At 72.6% G+C, this 19,128-nt stretch carries 18 protein-coding genes and 1 pseudogene; 9 read left to right on the top strand and 10 right to left on the bottom strand.

Annotated elements, in window-relative coordinates; all coding sequences use genetic code 11:
* From ACIGW4_RS19890 to ACIGW4_RS19905, 4 genes are all read right to left on the bottom strand, one after another.
* Nucleotides 1-654 carry a CBS domain-containing protein gene (locus ACIGW4_RS19890; RefSeq protein ID WP_123457960.1) on the bottom strand — a complete coding sequence of 218 codons (654 nt, stop codon included), beginning with the start codon at nucleotides 652-654 and terminating at the stop codon, nucleotides 1-3.
* A gap of 10 nt (nucleotides 655-664) precedes the next feature.
* Nucleotides 665-1,069 carry a cyclic nucleotide-binding domain-containing protein gene (locus tag ACIGW4_RS19895; protein WP_399581967.1) on the bottom strand — a complete coding sequence of 135 codons (405 nt, stop codon included), beginning with the start codon at nucleotides 1,067-1,069 and terminating at the stop codon, nucleotides 665-667.
* Nucleotides 1,070-1,162: 93 nt separating this feature from the next.
* Complete coding sequence (locus tag ACIGW4_RS19900; RefSeq protein WP_399581969.1) at nucleotides 1,163-1,720, bottom strand: MBL fold metallo-hydrolase RNA specificity domain-containing protein; 558 nt, start codon at nucleotides 1,718-1,720, stop codon at nucleotides 1,163-1,165.
* Complete coding sequence (locus ACIGW4_RS19905; protein ID WP_399581971.1) at nucleotides 1,624-2,079, bottom strand: MBL fold metallo-hydrolase; 456 nt, start codon at nucleotides 2,077-2,079, stop codon at nucleotides 1,624-1,626. The genes ACIGW4_RS19900 and ACIGW4_RS19905 overlap by 97 nt, the downstream gene beginning before the upstream one ends.
* A gap of 177 nt (nucleotides 2,080-2,256) precedes the next feature.
* Here ACIGW4_RS19905 and ACIGW4_RS19910 point away from each other — a divergent pair, with 177 nt between their 5' ends.
* From ACIGW4_RS19910 to ACIGW4_RS19920, 3 genes are read left to right on the top strand one after another with little or no spacing between them, the layout of a single operon-like run.
* Complete coding sequence (locus ACIGW4_RS19910; protein ID WP_123457958.1) at nucleotides 2,257-3,336, top strand: alcohol dehydrogenase catalytic domain-containing protein; 1,080 nt, start codon at nucleotides 2,257-2,259, stop codon at nucleotides 3,334-3,336.
* Nucleotides 3,336-4,109 (top strand): HAD family hydrolase, encoded by a 774-nt coding sequence (locus tag ACIGW4_RS19915; RefSeq protein ID WP_399581974.1) that lies wholly within the window; start codon nucleotides 3,336-3,338, stop codon nucleotides 4,107-4,109. Before ACIGW4_RS19910 ends, ACIGW4_RS19915 begins: the two co-directional genes overlap by 1 nt.
* Complete coding sequence (locus tag ACIGW4_RS19920) at nucleotides 4,106-6,496, top strand: glycoside hydrolase family 65 protein (RefSeq protein WP_399581976.1); 2,391 nt, start codon at nucleotides 4,106-4,108, stop codon at nucleotides 6,494-6,496. Before ACIGW4_RS19915 ends, ACIGW4_RS19920 begins: the two co-directional genes overlap by 4 nt.
* 26 nt (nucleotides 6,497-6,522) lie before the next feature.
* Here ACIGW4_RS19920 and ACIGW4_RS19925 read toward each other — a convergent pair whose 3' ends face one another.
* Nucleotides 6,523-7,512 (bottom strand): Acg family FMN-binding oxidoreductase, encoded by a 990-nt coding sequence (locus ACIGW4_RS19925; RefSeq protein WP_399581979.1) that lies wholly within the window; start codon nucleotides 7,510-7,512, stop codon nucleotides 6,523-6,525.
* A 22-nt stretch (nucleotides 7,513-7,534) separates the two neighbouring features.
* Nucleotides 7,535-8,158: a CBS domain-containing protein gene (locus ACIGW4_RS19930; protein ID WP_123457954.1), complete on the bottom strand. Its 624-nt coding sequence runs from the start codon at nucleotides 8,156-8,158 to the stop codon at nucleotides 7,535-7,537.
* Between the two features lie 248 nt (nucleotides 8,159-8,406).
* On the opposite strand from ACIGW4_RS19930, the gene ACIGW4_RS19935 reads away from it, so the two are divergent.
* Genes ACIGW4_RS19935 through ACIGW4_RS19950 form a run of 4 tightly spaced genes read left to right on the top strand, consistent with a single transcriptional unit; the run spans nucleotide 8,407 to nucleotide 14,577 of the window.
* Entirely contained in the window at nucleotides 8,407-9,306 is a 900-nt protein-coding gene (locus tag ACIGW4_RS19935; RefSeq protein WP_123457953.1) for a universal stress protein, read from the top strand.
* Nucleotides 9,303-10,163, top strand: coding sequence for a universal stress protein (locus ACIGW4_RS19940; RefSeq protein ID WP_399581981.1), 861 nt, complete (start codon nucleotides 9,303-9,305; stop codon nucleotides 10,161-10,163). Before ACIGW4_RS19935 ends, ACIGW4_RS19940 begins: the two co-directional genes overlap by 4 nt.
* Nucleotides 10,164-10,170: 7 nt before the next feature.
* Entirely contained in the window at nucleotides 10,171-12,792 is a 2,622-nt protein-coding gene (locus ACIGW4_RS19945) for a cation-translocating P-type ATPase (protein WP_399581983.1), read from the top strand.
* A 51-nt stretch (nucleotides 12,793-12,843) separates the two neighbouring features.
* A complete protein-coding gene (locus ACIGW4_RS19950) occupies nucleotides 12,844-14,577 on the top strand; it encodes a GAF domain-containing protein (RefSeq protein WP_399581985.1) in 1,734 nt (577 codons plus the stop codon).
* 1 nt (nucleotide 14,578) lies between these two features.
* On the opposite strand, the gene ACIGW4_RS19955 is transcribed toward ACIGW4_RS19950, so the two are convergent.
* From ACIGW4_RS19955 to ACIGW4_RS19965, 3 genes are all read right to left on the bottom strand, one after another.
* Complete coding sequence (locus tag ACIGW4_RS19955; protein ID WP_123457949.1) at nucleotides 14,579-15,265, bottom strand: response regulator transcription factor; 687 nt, start codon at nucleotides 15,263-15,265, stop codon at nucleotides 14,579-14,581.
* Nucleotides 15,266-15,318: 53 nt separating this feature from the next.
* Nucleotides 15,319-15,957 (bottom strand): CBS domain-containing protein, encoded by a 639-nt coding sequence (locus ACIGW4_RS19960; RefSeq protein ID WP_399581987.1) that lies wholly within the window; start codon nucleotides 15,955-15,957, stop codon nucleotides 15,319-15,321.
* Between the two features lie 373 nt (nucleotides 15,958-16,330).
* On the bottom strand, nucleotides 16,331-16,876 hold the full coding sequence (locus ACIGW4_RS19965; RefSeq protein WP_399581989.1) for a flavodoxin domain-containing protein: 546 nt from the start codon (nucleotides 16,874-16,876) through the stop codon (nucleotides 16,331-16,333).
* Between the two features lie 505 nt (nucleotides 16,877-17,381).
* Between ACIGW4_RS19965 and ACIGW4_RS19970 the strand changes: the two are divergent.
* Nucleotides 17,382-17,531, top strand: a pseudogene (locus ACIGW4_RS19970) (transporter); the annotation flags it as partial.
* A 486-nt stretch (nucleotides 17,532-18,017) separates the two neighbouring features.
* Here ACIGW4_RS19970 and ACIGW4_RS19975 read toward each other — a convergent pair.
* Nucleotides 18,018-18,344, bottom strand: coding sequence for a DUF6087 family protein (locus ACIGW4_RS19975; protein ID WP_399581990.1), 327 nt, complete (start codon nucleotides 18,342-18,344; stop codon nucleotides 18,018-18,020).
* A 172-nt stretch (nucleotides 18,345-18,516) separates the two neighbouring features.
* Here ACIGW4_RS19975 and ACIGW4_RS19980 point away from each other — a divergent pair, with 172 nt between their 5' ends.
* Complete coding sequence (locus ACIGW4_RS19980) at nucleotides 18,517-19,113, top strand: DUF2165 domain-containing protein (RefSeq protein ID WP_399581992.1); 597 nt, start codon at nucleotides 18,517-18,519, stop codon at nucleotides 19,111-19,113.
* The last annotated feature ends 15 nt before the right edge of the window (nucleotides 19,114-19,128 follow it).

Raw genomic sequence — 19,128 nt, forward strand, 5'->3', positions numbered from 1 at the left:
CTACGTCCGACCCTCGGGGACGAGCTCGCACCGCACGTCCACCACACCCTCGACGGCGCGGGCGAGGCGGACGGCGAGCGGGACGAGCGCGCTGTCTCCGACCTCGCCGGACAGCGTCACGACTCCGGCGTCGACACGGACGTCGATCCGGTGACGAGAGAGCGGGAACAGGTGCTCGACGACGTCGCGGCGCACTTCGGCGGCGAGTTCCTCGTCCGGACGGAGGAAGACCTTGAGGAGGTCGGACCGGCTCACGATCCCCTGGACGACACCGCTCTCGTCGACGACCGGCAGCCGCTTCACGCGATGGGCCGCCATGAGGCGTGCGGCCCGGGGCAGGGACGCACCGGGGGCGACGGTGACGGCGGGCGAGGTCATCAGGTCCCCCGCCCGGCGGGAACCCGCCTTGGCCGTGGCGTCGAGACGCCGCATCTGTTCCACGAGACCGAGACGGTGGTCGTGGAACTCCTCCTTGAGGAGCAGATCGGCCTCGGAGACCACGCCCACGACGCGGCCCTCGCCCTCGACGACCGGTACGGCGGTCACCTTCCACCGCTCCATGGCGGCGACGATCTCCTTGAACTCCGCGCCGGGCTGGACGGCGACGACCTTCTTGGTCATCACGTCGGCGACGGTGAACGGCTGGGTTGCCATCGCTCTTTCCTTACCTGAGGAGTCGACGTGCCCGCGCCGCCGCAACAGTCGCGGACACCGCTTCACCGATGGAGACGTCCTGTGCGCAGAGCTCCCTGACGGCCTGCCCGTCGAACTCGAGGGCGTGCACCTCGGTGGTCGCGGTGGCGTCGTAGCGCCAGTGGTGGGGAGGGGACAGCCAGGAACAGCCGAGAAGGTCGCCGGGCACGAGCGTTTCGATGAGAGCGGTGCTGTGCCCCGGAAGGCGCCGGTCCAGGGCGACCCGCCCGGATTCGATGATCCAGAAGCGGTCGGCGTGCTGCCGCTCGCGGAAGATGCGCGTGTCCGCGGGGAACCGGACCGGGCGGGCCTGACGCAGGAGCTGGTCACGCGCCTTCGGAGCGAGTTCGTCCAGCAGCATGCTCATGGTGCTCATGATGTGCCTCCGGCCCTTCTCCCGCAGGCTCCCGCATGGCGGGGGGCACGGGGAGGGCCGTACAGGTCATACCCAGGGGGCCGAAGAGCCCCGTCACCGGACCAGGACCGCCTCGCCCGAGCGGGGGACGACAGCCGTCCAGCCCAGTTCGCGGTCGACGCGGTCGCGCAGCGCCTCGGACGCGGCCGGTTCGCCGCGGACGAGGTAGGTGGTGTGCGGCGGAGGGGCGCCGCGCAGCCGGCCGAGGATCTGGTCGGCGTCGGCGTGCGCCGAGAAGTGGGGCACGTCGGCGACCTCGGCCCGTACGGGCACGTACTCGCCGAACATCTTCAGCACGCGGGCGCCGTCCACCAGGTCCCGCGCCCGGGTGCCGGCCGCGGCGAAGCCGATCACGACGACCGCGTTGCGCGGGTGGGGGAGCAGCCGGCGCAGGTGGTGCAGGACACGGCCGCCGGTGGCCATGCCGGCGGAGGAGACGATGACGGCGGGGCCGCCGGTCTCGTTGATCCCGATGGATTCCTGGACGGTGCGCGCGGCGAGGAACGGCTCCGGGCTCAGGGCGGCGGCTCCCTCGGCGAGGATCTCCGGCCGCAGCTCGGGGGAGCGCCCGCGCACCGCGTCCCGGTAGACGTCGAGGGCGGCCAGGGCCATGGGGCTGTCCACGTACACGGGGACCGAGCGGGGCAGGACGCCCGTCTCGCGCAGTCGGGTGTGTGGGCGCTGGTGAGGACCGGTCCTCGGAAGCCCTGCCGGACCAGATAGCCGCAGTGGTCCAGGTGGGCATGCGTGACGACCACGGCGTCGACGTCCGCGGCGTCGCGGGCGAAACGCTCCCGGTTGCGGCGCCGCAGGGCCGCGAAACCCTGGAAGAGACCGCAGTCGAGGAGGATCCGCGCATGGTCGCTCTCGACCAGGAACTTGCTTCCGGTGACCGTTCCCACGCCGCCCAGGAGACTGAGCAGTGCGGGCCGCGGAGCGGCGGGGGTGGTGTTCGGCGCTGCCTCGGACATGGTCGGCCCTCCTTCGGAGTGGACCGGTTCCCACCCTCGCACCCGGACCGGCCCGGTCCGGAGGGTCCGAGCGGGCCCGTTCCGGGGGCCGATCGGCTCATGCGCCGGGGAAGGGGCTCCGTGGAACCTGGTCGGGCGAGGACCGCAGCGACGCGCGAGAGGAAGCAGGTGGGTGCCATGAAGGCAGCCGTCTTCCAGGGGCCGGGCCGGATCGCCTGGCAGGACGTCCCCGACCCGGGGATCGAGGACCCCGCCGACGTGATCGTCCGGGTCGACGTCGTCACCATCTGCGGCACGGACCTGCACATCCTCAAGGGGGACGTGCCGGAGGTGACGCCCGGCCGGATCCTGGGACACGAGGCGGTGGGCACCGTGGTCGAGGCGGGAGGCGACGTCCGTACGGTGCGGCCGGGAGACCGCGTCCTGATCTCCTGCATCTCCGCCTGCGGCAGGTGCCGGTTCTGCCGCGAGAGCCGTTACGGACAGTGCCGCGGCGGAGGCGGCTGGATCCTCGGCCACCTCGTCGACGGCACCCAGGCCGAATACGTCCGCGTGCCCTTCGCCGACCTGTCCGTCCATCCGCTGCCGGACTCGATCGCGGGCTCCGACGCGGTTCTGCTCGCCGACATCTTCCCCACGTCCTACGAGGTCGGGGTCCTGAACGGTGCCGTGCGCCCCGCCGACACGGTGGTCGTCGTCGGAGCGGGCCCCATCGGTCTCGCCGCCGTCGCCACCGCCGGCTTCTACAGCCCGGGCCGGATCGTCGCCGTCGACCTGGCCGAGTCGCGCCTCGCCGCCGCCCGCGCCCTCGGCGCGGACGCCACCGTGAACGCGGACGAAGGCCCGGAACAGCTGGTCGCGGATCTCACCGAGGGCCTCGGTGCCGATGTCGTCATGGAGGCCGTCGGCGTTCCGGAGGCGTTCGAGATGTGCACCCGGATGGTCCGGCCGGGCGGCCGGGTCGCCAACATCGGAGTCCACGGCAAGCCGGCGGCCCTCCACCTCGAAGACCTGTGGATCAAGGACGTCACGATCACCACCGGTCTCGTGGACACCTCGTCCACACCCATGCTGCTGCGCATGATGGCCGCCGGAAGGCTGCCGTCGGCGGAGCTGATCACCCACCGGTTCGAGCTGGGGGAGATGGAGGAGGCGTACGAGGTCTTCGGCAGGGCGGCCGAGACCGGTGCCGTCAAGGTCGCGCTGGGCGGCCCGCAGCACACGGTCGTGAGCGTTCCCGACGCGCCGGCGGGCTGATGGACGGCCGAGGCCCGGGCTCCCGGCCGCCGGTCGGTCTCGTCTTCGACACCGATGGCGTCCTGCTCGACTCCGCCGTGGTGCACGCGGCGGCGTGGAAAGCCGCGTTCGACGCCTGCCTCGATCGCCTGGCGCCCGGCAGCGGGGCACAGCCGCCCTTCGACGCGGACGCCGAGTACCGCCGGCTCGTCGACGGCAGGTCCCGGTACGACGGCGCCGCGGCCTTCCTCACCTCCCGTGGCCTCCACCTCCCACCGGGAGAGGCCCACGACGCGCCCGGCTGCGGCACGGTCTGGGCCGTCTCCGCGCTCAAGGAACGGGAGTTCGTCGATCTCCTCCGTACGGAAGGCGTCACGGCCTTCGCCGACGCCCGGCCTGCCCTCGCGGCCCTGCGCACCAGGGGAGTGCCGTGCGCCGCGGTGTCCGCGTCCCGGCACGCCCGGGCGCTGATCCGGGCCGCGGGACTCACCGACCTCCTCGCGACGATCGTGGACGGCGAGGACGCCGCCCGGCTGGGCCTCGCCGGCAAGCCGGATCCCGCGCTCTTTCTGCGGGCGGCGGCCCTCCTCGGCAGCCGCCCGCGGGAGACCGCGGTCGTCGAGGACGCACTCGCCGGAGTCCTGGCAGCGCGTCGTGGCGGTTTCGGGCTCGTCGTCGGAGTCGACCGCACCCCGCTGCGGCGCACCGCTGACCTTCTGCGGGAGCAGGGCGCCGACCTGGTGGTTCCCGACCTCATGACACTGGTCCGGAGCGTATGGGGCGAGCGCGGATGACCACCGGCTGGACGTGGCGGTACGACCGTTACGACGCGGGTCGCGAGCCGCTGGTCGAAGCGCTCTGCACGCTCGGCAACGGCCGGTTCGCCACCCGGGGCTCCGCCCCCGAGTGCCCCGCCGGAGGCCCGTACTACCCGGGGACCTACCTGGCCGGCTGCTACGACCGGCTCACCTCGGTCGTCGCCGGCGAGCGGGTCGAGAACGAGGACCTCGTCAACCTCCCGAACTGGACGCTCCTGCGCTACCGCCGCCTCCCGGACGAGGGGCCGCCCGGCGACTGGCTGACGCCCGACTCCGAGGAACTGCGCCACTACGACGTACGGCTCGACCTCCGCGCGGGCGTGCTCACCCGGCACCTGTTCTTCGAGGACGCCTGTGGGCGGGGCCTGCGCGTCAGCCACATCCGCGTCGTGCACATGGGGGACTCCGGCCTCGCGGCCCAGCGCAGCTTGTTCCGCGCCTACGGCTGGAGCGGTTCCGTCGAGGTGCGGTCCGTCCTCGACGGGACCGTCACCAACGCCGGAGTGGAGCGCTACCGGCACCTCGACGGACGCCATCTCACGGACCACCGGACCGGATTCGAGCCCGACGGCGTCGCCTGGCTCTCCTGCCGCACCGTCGACCCGGGCATCGGGATCGCCATGGCCGTGCGCACGGCCACCCGCCCCGCGCGGCTCGCACGGGAGACGGCCACCGGGACCGGCACCGCGCAGACGTACCGCCTGCCGGTCGGCCCCGGCCGCTCGGCGACGGTCGTGAAGACCCTGGCGCTGCACACCTCGATGGACTGGCCCGCCGCCGACCCGCTCTCGGCGGCCACCGACGCGATCGCTCGTGCTCCTTCCTTCCCCCGGCTGCTCTCCGGCCACACGGCGGCGTGGCAGCGGGTCTGGGAGCAGGGAGAGTTGCACGTGCCGGGGGAGGCGGGCCGCATCCTGCGGCTGCACGTGTTCCACCTGCTGCAGACGCTCTCCCCGCACACGGCGGACCTCGACGTGGGCGTTCCCGCCCGCGGACTGCACGGTGAGGCCTACCGGGGGCACGTCTTCTGGGACGAGCTCTTCGTCCTGCCCTACCTCGACCTCCATTTTCCCGAGGTGGCCCGGGCGCTGCTCATGTACCGGCACCGCCGGCTCCCGGCCGCCCGCGAGGCCGCCCGCCTCGCGGGCCGGCAGGGGGCCATGTACCCCTGGCAGAGCGCGAGTTCGGGGCGGGAGGAGACGCAGGTCCTGCACCTCAACCCCCGTTCGGGCCGCTGGCTGGCCGATCACTCACGGCTCCAGCGCCATGTGGGCTCCGCCGTCGCGTACAACGTCTGGCGGTACGCGCAGGCCACCGGCGACCTCGGATTCCTCCACTCCGCCGGGGCCGAGATCCTCCTCGAGGTCGCCCGGTACTGGGCCGGGGCCGCCGTCTTGGACCCGGAGTCGGGCCGGTACCGCATCCGTGGGGTGGTGGGGCCCGACGAGTACCACGACGCCTATCCCGGCGCCTCGGCGCCCGGCATCGACGACAACGCCTACACCAACGTGACCGCCGCGTGGGTGCTGGCCCGCGGACTCGACCTGCTCGGCGAACTGACCGAGGCCCGTCGCTCGGAACTCCGGGAGCAACTGGCTCTGGACGACGGCGAACTCGACCGCTGGGAGGACGTCTCCCGTCGCCTCCACGTGCCGTTCCACCAGGGTGTGGTGAGCCAGTTCGAGGGCTACGGGGACCTGGCGGAGCTCGACTGGGAGGCGTATCGCGCCCGCTACGGCGACATCCGCCGCCTCGACCGGATCCTGGAGGCCGAGGGCGACACGGTCAACCGCTACCAGGCGTCGAAGCAGGCCGACACCCTCATGCTCGGCTACCTCTTCCGGCCCGAGGAGCTTCACGGCCTGTTCGGCCGGCTCGGCTACGCGTGGGAGGACGAGACGTGGCGTGCGACCGTCTCGTACTACCTGCGGCGCACCAGCCACGGATCGACGCTCAGCAGCCTCGTCCACGGGTGGGTGCTCGCCCGGCAGATGGGCGCCGACGCCTGGCGGTACTGCGAGGAGGCCCTCCTCGCCGACGTGGCCGACGTCCAGGGCGGGACGACCGGCGAGGGCGTCCACCTCGGCGCGATGGCGGGCACGATCGACCTCGTCGAACGCGGGATCACCGGCCTGGAAACGGGGCCGGAGGGACTTCGTGTGGCCCCGGTGCCGCTGGCGGAGATCCCCAGGTTCACCTTCACCCTGTGCGTCGGCCGCCATCGAGGAGTGCGCCTGCGGATGCTTCCCGGCCGGCTGGCCGTCCGGGTACCCGCTTCGTCCGCGGGCCCGCTCGCCGTCTTCCTGCCGGGTGACCGGAGGGTCACCGTCGCGCCCGGCCAGGAGCGTTGGTTCCGGCTGTGAGGAGCGGCTCCGTCCGTGCGAGGAGGTTAGTCGAAGGCGAGCACCTCGGAGACCGGACGGCGCGGCGTGGCACGGCCCCCGGGGCCGTAGCCCAGGCGGAAGACCATGTGGACGAAGCCGGTCGTCGAGCCGGGATCGCGTGCTTCGGAGCGGAGTTCGGGCCATTCCAGCGGCTGGGACATGAGGGAGGTGGCGAGGCCGTCGAGGGTGGCCTGCAGGAGGACCCGCTGCATGGCCTGGCCGGCCCTCAGCCATTCCTCCGGGGTGTCCTCGACCGTGCCGAGCAGCGCGATCTGCGGCCTCTTCTCGAAGCGGACCGAGGCCCGGCCGGGCACCTGGCGGGGGGCGTCGAAGTCCCTGACGGGGGAGGTCACGTCGTACTGCCGAGGGCCGAAGGCGTACGCCGGGATGCCCTCGGTGTCGGGGCCCTCCCCGGCCGCACCCGTGCGCCTCCAGGCGGCGATCTCCGCCCGTACGGCCTCGTCCGCCGCCTCGAACAGTTCGGAGGTGTGGACGAGGCCCATGACGGTGTCGGTGTGCCACGCTCCCGGCACGACGAGCCGGCAGCCCTCCAGGAAGGCCGCGGCACGGAGACCGTCGATCACCTCGGGCGGGATCCGCTCCTCGGTGAAGGGGAAGCGGCTGGTGTGCCGACGCGACAGGGCGTCGTGGAGTGCGCCCAGTTCACCGTCGGAGTCGTCGGGGCCGTCGAGGGAAACGTCGGCGAGGTGCCAGGGATCGTCGGGACGGGGCAGCAACCGGACCACGGGACGCAGGCCCCGGTGCACGGCGGCGACGCGCAGGCCGAACAGGGCGGCGCCGCAGCCGAGATGGAGGGCGCGCTGGTCGGGGTCCTCGCGCGGCATTGCGCGTGAGGGGTCACCGTGCAGCTCGATGACGCCGGAGCCCGTCCTGTGGACGAACTTCCAGGGCTGTGCGTTGTGCATGGAGGGAGCCGTGACGGCGTCTTCGACCAGCGACGTCACGAGCGGTCGGATCAGAGTGGTGGTAGACACGGTTCGTCCTGTCTGCGGTGGGTCACCAAGAGATGTCGTGGGGAGTCCGGGCGGGAGACGCGGGTCGCGTGTCGTCCTCGGTGAAGGACAGCCGGTCCACGACGGCGACGACGCCGTCCACGCGCTCGGCGAGCCCGACGAGCATCCGGGCCCGGCTCCGCTCCCGGACGCGGCCCTCCAGCGTCACCACGCCGTCGAGGACGTGGACGTCCACCGCGTACCCGGGCAGGTCCATGGCGTCCGAGAGGACGTCCTCACGGATGCGGCGCCGTATCTCCGCGTCCGGGCGGAGGTAGACGCCGAGCAGATCGCGGCGGGTCACGATGCCGACCAGCCGTTCCTCCTCGTCGACGACGGGAAGGCGCTCGACTCCGCGGCGGACCATCAGCCGTGCCGCGTCCGCCACCGTCTCCTCGGCGTGAACGGTGACGGCCGGCATGGTCATCAGGTCCCGCGCGGTCAGCTCGTGGCGGGCCAGCAGGTCGCTCTCGGAGACGACTCCGACGACGTGCTCGTCGTCGTCCACGACGGGCACCCCGCTGATCTCGTGCTCGGCGAGCAGTTTCGCCACTTCCCTGAACGACGTCGCGGGGACGGCGGAGACCACGTCGTCGGTCATCAGACCGCCGACCTTCATGTGCTTCATCGCCGCGCCTCCTGTTCGAGGGTTCGGACGGTGCTTCCCGCGTCACCACCATCCGGTGGACGTGCGAGTACCTGCGAGGGCCGAACGGTCCATTCTCAGGACCGAACGGGCTCGTCATGCCGGCTCGGCGACCCGTTCGGCCGGCCAGGGGGACCTTTGGTCCCGTCATTGCCCCCAGAGGCCCTCCGGCCACCCGGAGCCCGCTGCCAGGGTGGAAGAGGTCCCTCGGCCTCCGGGAGGGAGGAGCGATGAACGGAGCAGCCCGTTCCGGCCCGGGCAGGGTCGTCGTCGGCGTCGACGGATCACCGTCCGCGCACACGGCGGTGACGTGGGCGGCGGCGGAAGCGGACCTGAGGGGCAGCACCCTGTGCCTCGTTCACGCGGCGGACACGGACGCGCCGGTCCCGTTCCTGTCCGAGGCGGAGATCGTCAGGAGTCGGCAAGCAGGGCGTGAGTTGCTCGACCGGACCGCCGAGACGATCACAGCGCGACATCCCGGACTGGCGGTCGTCGAGGAACTCACCGACGGCCCGGCCCCTGGCAGCCTGCGGCGGGCCGCCGCCCTGACCGGAACGGTCGTCGTCGGACACCGGGGTCTCGGCGGGTTCTCCTCGCTGTTGCTCGGATCGGTCGGCCTCGAGGTCGCGGCCGCCGCCACCACGCCCGTGGTCGTGGTCCGAGGGGCCGCGGAGCCCGTCGAGGCCGGCGCGGTCCTCGCGGCGGTCCGGGACGAGGCCGACGTGGACTGCGCCCGTGCGGCGGCTCGCGAAGCCCTGCTGCGGAAGGTGCCCCTGCGGCTGCTGCACATCTGGAACGTGGGGTCGGCCACCGGCTCGCGGGCCGCGTCGCGCGACGGCTGCGACGGGAACGCCCGTCCTCACGTGCGCGTCCTGACCTCGGTCTCGGACCGGATCCGGGAGGAGTTCCCGGACCTGACGGTGCAGGCGGAGGGCCAGAAGAGCCACAGCGTGCCCGGAGCCCTCGTCGACGCGTCGCACCACGCCGACCTTCTGGTCATCGGCGGTCGGCGATCGCCCGGCCACCTCGGACCGACGCTCGGCCGGATCACGCTGGCCCTGCTGCAGCACGCCCACTGCCCCGTGGAGCTCATCCCTCGGCAAGGACCCGGACATGGGAGCACGACATGACCAGCACCACGGATCGCAGCGACGTCGTCGTCGGCATCGACCCGGTCAAGGACTGGCACATGGCCCTCGCCTGGGCCGCGGACGAGGCCCACCTGAGGGGACGGGGGCTGCGCCTGGTGGTCGCGGTACCACCGCGGCACGACACCCAGCACGTCGACGACACCCCCCGTCACCAGGCGCAGCAGCGGGCCGGCACGGAAACCCTGCGAGCCGCCCTCGCCTGGGCGCACGCCCGGCAGCCGGCCGTCAAGGCGACCTCGTTCCTTGTCGACGGGTTCCCGGCGGGAACCCTGGCGGGTCTGTCGCGCGAGGCCCACATGATCGTGCTGGGCTCCCGGCACCTCAACCGTACGGCGGAGTTCCTGAGCGCCGGCTCCCTGGTCGTCCCGGTCACCGCGAAGGCGCACTGCCCAGTGGTCGTCGTGGGCGACGCGGAACACGTCACGCGGGAGACGCCCTACCTCGTGGTCGGCGTCGACGGCAGCGAGTCATCACGAGCAGCCCTGGCCTGGGCCTTCGAGGAAGCCGACCTCCGGCACTGCGCGCTGCGTGCCGTCGCCGTCTGGCAACCCCCCGTCTTCTCCCTGCACAGCGCCGACACGCTGTCCCACGCCGAGCGCCGCCTGCTCTCGGAGACCACCGCGGGCTGGGCGGAGAAGTACCCCGACGTCCGGCTCACCCACGAGGTCCCCGTCGGTTCCCCCGTCGAGGCGCTCGCGAGCGCGGCCGAACACGCCCTGGCCGTCGTCGTCGGCCGTCGGGGCCGGGGCGGATACGCCGGGATGCGCGTGGGTTCCGTCGTCCACGGGCTGTTGCACCGGGCCCACTGCCCGGTGGTCACCGTCCCCGCCGGATGAGCGGGCCATGACGGCGTCGGCACCGGGCCGGGCCTCCGCACCGGTGCGGGAGACGAGGGGACTCACTCGGGACGAGGCCGCCCGGCGGCTCGCCGACACGGGCCCCAACGAGGTGACCGCGAGAAGGCCCGTGCGGCTCCACACGCGGGTCCTGGCCCAGCTGACCGACCCGCTGATCATGGTGCTCATCGGAGCCGTCGTGCTGACCCTCGCGATCGGCGACCATCCCGACGCGATCGTCATCGGGATGGTCGTCCTCGTGAACACGACGGTCGGCGTGGCACAGGAGATCCGTGCCGACAACGCCGTCGCCGCCCTCTCCGCCCTGACCGCCCCGCACGCGCGCGTGCGGCGGGACGGCGCCGTCCGCGAGCTCCCGGCGGCGGAGGTCGTCCCAGGTGACGTCCTCCTGGTCGGTGAGGGCGACATCGTGGCCGCCGACGCCGACCTCGCCGAGGCATCCGCCCTGCTGCTGGACGAGTCGATGCTCACCGGGGAGTCCGTGCCCGTCGACAAGGACGCCGGTACGGCGCTGGGCGCGGGCACGGTGGTCGTACGAGGCCGGGGCGTGGCCACGGTCACGGCCACAGGCGCCGCGAGCGCCCTCGGCCGCATCGCGGCCCTGCTCGACGAACGTCGCGAGCCGACCCCGCTGCAGCGCCGCCTCGCCGCCCTCGGGCGCGTCCTCGCGGCTCTGACGCTCGCCCTGTGCGTCCTGGTCTTCGTCCTCGGCCTGGTGCGGGGGCTCCCGCTCGGCACGATGGCGGTCACCGCCATCAGCCTGGCCGTGGCGGCGGTCCCCGAATCCCTTCCGGCCGTCGTCACCCTGGCCCTCGCCCTCGGGGCCCGGCGCATGGTCGCCCGACACGCACTGGTGCGACGGCTTCCCGCCGTGGAGACACTGGGCTCCGTGTCCGTCCTCGCCACCGACAAGACCGGCACCCTGACCGAGGGCCGCATGGTCGTCCAACACGTCTGGACACCGCAGGTGAGCGCCGACCTCTCGGGCGTGGGGTACGAGCCCGTGGGCGAGGTCCTGGTCGACGGACGGCCGGCGGAAGCGGACGAGCTCGAACCCCTGACGGAGCTCCTGACCGTGACCGCCCTGTGCAACGACGCCACACTCCGCCCGGCGGACGACAAGGCCTCCGACGGACGCTGGACGGCCCTGGGCGACCCCATGGAAGCCGCGCTGCTCACGGCTGCGGCCAAGGCGGGCTGCACGGACTCCGCAGAGCCGGCGACGACCCGTCCCCGGCTCGGAGAAGCGCCCTTCGACAGCCTCCGCAGGCGCATGACCACGCTGCACGCGACCGGGGAGGGCGGGGTGCTGGTCTGTCTGAAGGGCGCCCCCGAAGCCGTACTCGACCCGGCCGTTCTGCTTGACCCCCCGGAGGCGCTCTCGGCGGCCCACCAGGAGGCCGCGCGCCTGGCCGCCCAGGGATACCGGGTGCTCGCCGTGGCATCGGGCGTGCGGAACGACGTCCCGAGCCCGGTCACCGAGGCGGAGTCGGGACTCGCGCTCCTCGGTCTCGTCGCCCTCGACGACCCGCCCAAGCCGCATGCCGCCGCGACCCTCGCCTCCTGCCGGGCGGCCGGCATCACCCCCGTCCTGATCACCGGGGACCATCCGGCGACGGCCCGGGCGGTCGCGTCCCACGTCGCGCTCCTGGGGGCCGGCGGTGAGGCGGAGGGCCACGTCGTCACGGGCGCGGACGTGGCCGCAGGCCGCGTTGCCGACCTCACCTCGGTGCGGGTCTTCGCCCGTACGGACCCCCAGCAGAAGCTGGACATCGTCGAGGCGTGGCGTGCCAAGGGGGCGGTGACCGCGATGACCGGCGACGGGGTCAACGACGGCCCCGCCCTGCACCGGGCCGACATCGGCGTCGCCATGGGCGCGCGCGGAACGGAGGTCGCGCGTCAGGCCGCCGACCTCGTCCTCACCGACGACGAGCTCTCGACGGTCGTGGCGGCCGTCGACGAGGGGCGGCGCGTCTACGACAACATCCGCCGCTTCCTCGTCTACGGGATGGCCGGCGGCGCGGCCGAGATCCTCGTCATGCTGACCGGCCCGCTACTCGGGCTGCCCCTGCCCCTTCGAGCAGGGCAGATCCTGTGGATCAACCTCCTCACGCACGGCCTCACCGGTGTCGCCATGGGTGCGGAGCCGGCCTCCCCGGGCGCGATGCGACGACCGCCGCGCCCACCGGACCAGCACATCCTCGGCGGCGGTGCCTGGCAGCGCCTGCTCGTCCTCGCCGCCGTCGTCACAGCAGCCTCCCTCGGTGCGGGGCTCGCCGCCCGGACGCTGGACCTGGTGTGGCAGAGCGTCCTCTCCCTCGCCCTCCTCGCCGCGCAGCTCGGCGTCGTCCTGGGACTGCGCGCCCGGCTGCTGACCAGGAAGAACCCGTTTCTTCCCCTGTCCGTCCTCGCCTCCACGCTGCTGGCCGCGGCAGCGCTGTACGTGCCCTTCCTGAGCTCGGTCCTGGAGACGGAACCGCTCGGCGGGGCGGGCATCGGCCTGGCCGTCGCCTGTGCGCCCGCGGGATTCCTCGCCGCGCGACTCGTCCGGACCGCCTTCCGCGGAACGCGTCCGGCTGGAGCGTCCGGAACACGGGAACTACCGTGAATGTGTGCCCGCCGGGCGAGGAGCGTACGTTCGACGTGGCCGGAGGTGGTGATGGAGGGTGAGGGGCCGGTGCCGACGGACGGCAGGCTTCCGCGGCTGCGACTCGACGAACTCCTCGACGAGCTCCAAGCACGCATCGACGAGGTGAGGGGCACCAGGGACCGGCTCAACGGGCTGCTGGAAGCCGTCATGTCCGTGGGCAGGGAACTCGACCTGCCCCAGGTGCTGAGAGGCATCGTGGAGGCGGCCGTCACCCTCGTGGACGCCGAGTACGGCGCTCTGGGCGTCATCGGGGACGACAAGAAGCTCTCGGAGTTCCTCACCGTCGGCATCGGAGACGACCTCAGGGCGCGGATCGGCAACCTGCCCTCCGGGCACGGACTGCTCGGTGAGCTGATCCGCAATCCCCGACCGCTGCGACTCCCCGAGTTGTCCGAGCACGCCGCCTCGTACGGCTTCCCGCCCCACCACCCGCCCATGCACTCGTTCCTCGGCGTGCCCATCCGGGTGCGCGAGGAGGTGTTCGGCAACCTCTACCTCACCGAGAAACGGGGGAGAGCGGACTTCGACGCCGAGGACGAGGCCGTCGTGACGACGCTGGCCGTCGCGGCCGGCATCGCCATCGAGAACGCCCGCCTGTACGAAGAGGGCCGACTCAGGCAGCGATGGCTGGCAGCGAGCTCCGAGCTCACCAGCGCCCTCCTGTCCGGGGCGGAGGAGACCGAGGTCCTCGGCGGGATGCTGGAGCAGGCGGTCGACATCGCGGGCGCCGACATGGGGGTCTTCTACCTGGTGGGCATCGGCGGTGAACTGCGGGGCTCGCTCGCCCGCGGTGAGGGGGCCGAAGCGCACCGCGGCGTCGTCCTGCCGACCAGTGAGGGAACCCTGGCCGAGGCCGCCCTCGCGCAGGAGGGCCTGGTCACGGTGGCCGACGTCGAGAGCGAGCCGAGCATCAGGGTGCAGCCCGAACGGTGGAAGGGGTTCGGGCCGGCGGTGGCCGTCACGGTCGGCACCAAGGAGCGGCTGAGCGGGGTGCTGATCCTCGCACGGGGGCGAGGGCGGTCCCCGTTCACAGGATCGGAGGTCATGGCCCTCCCCGGATTCGCGGGGCAGGCGGCCCTGGCGCTCGAACTGGCGGACCGGCGCCGTGACGCCGAGCAGGTGAGCCTCCTGGAGGACCGGGACCGGATCGCCCGCGACCTGCACGACCTGGCGATCCAGCGCTTGTTCGCGACCGGGATGACGCTGCAGAGCGCCCGCCGGTTCGTCGAACACCCGGAGGCGGTGGAGCGGCTGGGACGCGCGATCGACGATCTGGACGCCACCATCAAGATCATCCGGTCGACCATCTTCGGACTCCGGGAACACGACACCCCGGGCACCACGCCGAAGCTGAGGAACCAGGTGGTCAAAGCGGTGGACGAGGCCGCGACGGCACTCGGATTCGCTCCCGCCCTGCGCATGGAGGGCCTCCTCGACACGGACGTTCCTCCCGAGGCGGCCGAGCAGGTCGTCGCCGTCCTCGGTGAAGCCCTCACCAACGTGGCCCGGCACGCGCGGGCCCGCCGGGCGGAGGTGTCGGTCGTCGCCGACGACGGCGTCCTGGCGGTGACGGTGAGCGACGACGGCGTCGGCATACCGCAGGACGGCAGACGCAGCGGACTGCGGAACATGTCCGAACGGGCCGAGCGGCTGGGGGGCACTCTCTCGGTCCGCGCGCGGACCGGGCCCGGCAGCGGCACGGTGCTCGAGTGGCGGATCCCGCTGCCGACCGGGCGCGGCTGAACTACGCCTTCCCGGCGTCGTGCTCGTGGACCTGCGCGGCGATGACGGCGGCCTGTACGCGGCGTTCCACGCCGAGCTTGCCGAGCAGCCGGGAGATGTGGTTCTTGACGGTCTTCTCGGACAGGTACAGCCGCTTGGCGATCTGCCGGTTGGTCAGCCCCTCGCCGATCAGTTCGAGTACGGACCGCTCTCGCTCGGACAGCACCGCGAGCCGCTCGTCCTCCGGCGGCTTCGCCGTCTCCGGGTCCCGGAGCGAGCGCATCAGCCGGGCGGTGGTGGCAGGATCGAGCATCGACTGGCCGGTGGCCACGGTCCGGACCGCCGACACCAGATCGGACCCCTTGATCTGCTTGAGCACGTACCCGGCGGCGCCGGCCATGATCGCGTCGAGGAGAGCGTCCTCGTCGTCGAACGACGTCAGCATCAGGCAGGCCAGCCCGGGCATCCGGGAGCGCAGTTCCCGGCACACGGAGATGCCGTCGCCGTCGGGCAGCCGTACGTCGAGCACCGCCACGTCGGGCCGCAGCGCAGGTCCCCTGGCCAGCGCCTGCTCGGCGGTCGACGCCTCGCCGACCACCTCCATGTCGGGCTCGTCGTCGATCAGGTCGTGAAGGCCCCGGCGGACGACCTCGTGATCATCGACGAGGAAGACCCGGGTGGGCGCGGTGGCTGCCGGCAGATCGTTCATGGCGACCCCTGTGCTCGGTCGGGTGGGTGTCCGCCCCCATCAAGGATTGTCCGTCATGGAGCCTCTTCAGGGGTACCGAGATCCATCCGGACGTCGACGACACCCTCCACGGCCCGCACGGCACGGGCGACCAGCGGCACCAGCGACCTGTCGGAGAGCGCCCCGCGGATCGTGGCCACACCGTCCACGACCGTGACATCGAGCCCTACGGGGGCGGCCGGCTCACCGAGCACGGAGTGGCGGACGTCCTCCTCGATCTCGGCGTCCGTACGGAGGAACACCTTCAGCAGGTCGCTCCGGCTGACCACACCCTCCAGCATCCCGACGCCGTTGACCACGGGCAGGCGCTTCACCCTCCGCGTCGCCATGATCCGCGCCGCTTCGGCGAGCGTCGCGTCGGGATGGACGGTCACGGCCGGGCTGGACATGAGTTCCCCGGCCCGTACGGCTCCGGCCTTGGACGCCGCGGCGAACTCGTCCGGTCGGGGCTCGTCCGTACGGAACTCCTCCTTCGGCAGCAGATCGGCCTCCGAGACGACCCCGATCACGCGTCCCTCGCCCTCCAGGACGGGCAGGGCGCTCACCTTCCAGCGGTCCATGAGCGCGACGATCTCCTTGTACGGCGCGTCACGCCCGATGGCGATGGCGGTGTGGGTCATGACGTCGCTGACGGTGTAGCGCGAGGCGGTCATCCCGTTCTCCCAGAGGAGCGAAGACCTACGGTGTCCACTCCCAGTCTGGCCGCGTTCCGTGAGGGAGGAGGAGGGCCGGACGGCCCCCTCGGAACCCCGTTCGGCCCGCGCGAGGCGTGGCCGAACCGTCTCGCCCCGGCCGGAGTGGGCAAGCGCTCCGGCCAGGATGTGCGCGGACCTGGTCCCCGCCTCACCGGCCGCTGTCGCCTGTGGGTCCCAAGACTCACGACCAGCCGCTCCTCGCCTCCGGGCGCTTGGCCGAGACCTCCACGGGAACGAGGTCACACCGCCTTCGCGCGGCGGTCCCCGCCACGGGAGAGGGGCCTGCCTGACGAGCCCCCACCCCTGCCGGTGGCGTTCCTGTACGGATCGGTCAAGCAACCTGGAGAGCCGCCCCCCACGCCCTCGCGCGATCCCGCTCGCCCTCGCGCAGCGGGCCCTCGGTGTCCTCGATGACGAAGCCCTCCGGTTCCGCGACGAGTTCGTAGCCGTGGCTGCGCAGCCGACGGGCGATGCCGCCGGCGGCGGCGCCGGCCAGGCGCATGTCCGCCCTGGTGTCGAAGGCCGCGGCGGCGTGGGTGCCGGTGTGGGCCTTCGGAAGCGTGTCGTGGAACCAGTCGCGGACTCCGGGGCCCTCCGCGCCCTCCTCGGGAGCGAAGGAACGCTCCTCCTTCTCGGCCTCTTGCCGCTCGGCCTTCAGCCCCATCTTCCGGCTCATCCCGGTGGTCATGCCCCGCATGTGGGTCGGCCCGCCGACGACCAACAGGTCGGTGGAGCCGATGCGCTCCGGCAGAGCGTCGACCACCGCCACGCACTCGACCTCGGCGTCCGGGTGTGCCTCCTTCAGGCCTTCTCCGATCGCGTCGGCGATCTCGCGCGTGTTGCCGAACAGGCTCTCGTACACGATCACAGCACGCATCACGTCTCATCTCCTCAGTACTTCGTCCTCCGGCTTCCGCGGCCGCTTCGACCGCCCGCAGCGCCCCACACGGCACGACGTCGACGCCCGGGAAACCAGCGTCCAGCAGCGGCCGAACCAGGCGATGGGAAACGGGCCGGTGCGAGCGGCGCGCGCTTCGTGGACAAGGAGGGACCGTCGTGGCTCGGCCGGGCGTTCATGGAGGCCTCCCGGATCCGACGCCACCAGTCTGGTCCCCAGGACGGGAGTCCCGCTGGGGCCGAACGGCCCCAGTAGGATCGCCGGCGTCTCCGCCGGTTTCACCACGGCAACGACCTCCGCGCCGAGCGCCCCGGTGATGGCCCGCGCAGCCTCGCCGATCTCGAGCGTGCGCAGCAGGCGCACATCGCCGGCCGCAGCCTGGAGGAGTGTTTTCTCCCGGCGGGGTGTGGGGCACCGGCTGTCCATCGACCTCGTGCGCTCCACCATGCCGGGCGAGCACCACATCGCACTGGAGACGCTCGCGCCGACCACGGTCGAGCTCGTACCGGGCTTCACCCGGGACGTGACGGGGCCGGGCCATCACGGCACGGGCGACCTGGAGGTCCAGCTGCGCTCGGAGAAGGACGTGGAGCGGGCACTGGATCTCTTCCGGCTGTCGTACGCGTCGGCGTAGACCCGAGGCTCTGGTGGTGTCCGGGCGGGGCCTTTCGGTGGAGAGGCGTGGAGCGGCGGTGTGCTCCCCATGGCCCGGACCGTCACCGGTTTCGGAAACCGGGGGTCATCACCTGCCCCACCGACACTACGGCGTGTGCGCCGGCCGCCTGGACGGCGCGGATGTTTGCGCACCTTCTGGCCGGCGCCGTCGCTGATGATGCGGGCGGTCCGGGCCTCGGCGTCGTACGTGGCGCCCACCGCGACGATGTGTGTGGGCGTCAGGTCGGAGGGTGGTCGGAAAGCACGTCCACCGCTCCTACCCGAACGTGTCGCCCTCGTGGACGCCCGGCGTGGCGTCGGTGTTCGACGGCCGGTCTCCTCATGGGGCGGGCCGCGCGGAGCAGGCCCCGCCCGAGTCAGTGGCTCGGCCGTACGGGAGAAGGCCGGCTGGGCGCCGTACAGATCGACGGTTCCCCTGCGTCAGAGGCCTCCCGTGGGCCCAGACCTACTGGTCACGCTCATCAGCCGGGGACGGCTTCCGGTGCCGGCCGCGGCCCTTGCCGAGTGCGGGGCGGTCCCATTCGACGGGCTTCTCCTGTACAGGGGGCGACGGATGCAGCAGGGCCTGGGCAACGGCCAGATTCTCGGCGACGCCGACCACCGACCACTCCGCGCCGGTCCATTCCTCGATCGCTCTCGGGGCGCCAGGGTCGACGTGGGCCCCGTGGTGAGGGCCCTCTCCGAGCGGCATGGCGCGCCGCTTGCCCTTCGAGGCGGCTCGACGTTCGGCGCGTCGACGCGCCCACTCTTCCAGCGGTTCGTCGTCCTGCATCCGGGCATCGTGGCCGAGAGACAGCCCGGCTCGCCACCCGCTCACCCGTGTGGGTGAAGGGCGCGGAGGGACCGGCGCGCGGCAGGACGGCTGGAGGACCGCGCAAGTGGGGAGGGGACGGTACGGGACCCGTGGCTCAGGCGCTCGCGGGACGATCAGGGAGGACACGTCCATGACACAGGCACATCGGCCGACAGGCACCGACTCCGGCAGCCGTTCCCAGGAGACGACCCCGGACACCCGGCGGAACCGGCTCCTCCGGCTGGGAGCGCCGTCCGCCGCGGCGACCGCGCTGACGGCGACCGTCGCCCTCTACATGACCCTGGTCGCCTTCGGGAACATCACGGACTTCGGGACCAACCAGCAGTTCGTCCAGCACGTCCTGAGCATGGACACCACGTTCAAGGACCCCGACCTGATGTGGCGGGCCGTCGAATCCCCGACTCTGCAGAACGCCGCCTACGTCGCCATCGTCGTCTGGGAGACCCTGGCCGCGGTTGTCCTCCTTGCCGCCACCCGGCTCTGGATCACGGGACTGCGTCACGACGTGTACGACCGCGCCCGGGCGGCGAGCACGGTGGGTCTGGTGATGGTGCTGCTGCTCTTCGGGATGGGCTTCCTCGCGATCGGCGGCGAGTGGTTCGCCATGTGGCAGTCGTCCGACTGGAACGGCCTGGACGCCGCTGCCCGGAACGTCGCGCTGGCCGCCTTCACGCTCCTCGTGGTGCACCTGCCCGGTGTTCGTCGGGCAGGCGCCGAACAGACCTGATGCGTTCTGTGCCGC

Origin of the sequence: Streptomyces sp. NPDC053513, from assembly GCF_044544765.1 — a bacterium.
Lineage (GTDB): Bacteria > Actinomycetota > Actinomycetes > Streptomycetales > Streptomycetaceae > Streptomyces > Streptomyces litmocidini.